The sequence below is a fragment of the Paenibacillus sp. GbtcB18 genome (assembly GCF_019091125.1).
GTDB lineage: Bacteria > Bacillota > Bacilli > Paenibacillales > NBRC-103111 > Paenibacillus_F > Paenibacillus_F chitinolyticus.
This window is the reverse complement of record NZ_JAGXJX010000064.1, coordinates 1-1,113: the sequence shown is the minus strand read 5'-3', so window position 1 is coordinate 1,113 and position 1,113 is coordinate 1. Positions and strand designations below refer to the sequence as shown.

General features: G+C 38.3%; 1 protein-coding gene. It reads left to right on the top strand.

Going from position 1 to position 1,113, the window contains the following annotated elements:
• Positions 1-56 precede the first annotated feature (56 nt).
• Positions 57-1,113: hotdog family protein (locus tag KVT34_RS29495; protein ID WP_217563215.1), on the top strand; the 1,057-nt coding region annotated here is incomplete at its 3' end.

The following is a 1,113-nucleotide window of genomic DNA, read 5'->3' as shown; positions in this document are numbered from 1 at the left end:
CGAGGATCAATGGAATCAACTTGCCGACGTATCCGTTCTCGAAAGAAAAGTATTGGGTGGAGAGAAAGGAAAAAGGCAGGGAGGATACTCCTGTATACCAAGGTCAGAGTACGGTTATCCATCCGTTGCTTCATCGAAACACTTCGGATCTCTTGGAACAACGCTTTAGTTCAACCTTTACAGATAAAGATCCTTATATTAAAGAGAGCTTTAGCAATGGTCAATGTATTCTCCATAATTATGTTTTCCTTGAGATGGCAAGAGCTGCAATTATTCATGGGGCCGGAGAATTACTTCCTAGTAATATGGGAATCCTGCTTAAACATATAACGTGGGAAGCCCCTTTGTTATTAACAGGTAATCCGGAAGAGGTGCATGTTAGGCTAAATTTACAAGGGGATGGAGATATTGTATTTGAAATTTATTCGAGAAGAATTGACAACGAATATTTGTTTACACACAGCGTTGGGAGCGCTGAAATTACGAGTCCTTCGGGTATGCCGCTGAAAATTGAAGACCTTTATACGATTTGTAATACTGCCACTTATTCTTTTGAACAGTTAAGAACAGAATACGATGGAATTGATGCACGATTCGATCAAATTATGGAAGAAGTTCATGTTGGAGACGAACAACTTCTTGTGAAAATATCATCCTGGCCAACCTCGTCCATTGGCTTTGATCAATTTATATTAGAGCCGAGTTGGATGGATGCCATAGTAGGATTACTTGTTATGTTAAAAGTAGAAAGCACCCATGAGTTCTTATCTTTAAAGAGGTTTGAAGTATATAACACTTTAAAATTCACATCGTGGGTTTATATTCGAAGAATTAAAGATATAGAAACAGGCGTTACAAATAAAATTTCAATTGATTTTTATGATAACGAAGGAAATATTCTGGTACGTATGGTAGAGCTTGAATTGAGGGCTAGGTTAGAAGAAGGGAGAGAGTATTCGTACGAAAAAACCCTAGAAGCTGACACTAACAAGAGTAATTTAAATAGTTCTCCTCCACTCGGCATTGGTAATCGAAAACCAGAAATGAAAGGGTTAAGTTTGGAACAATGCGTGGAATGGGATTTGAAAGAGTTGGCGGGCAAGATTCTGAAGT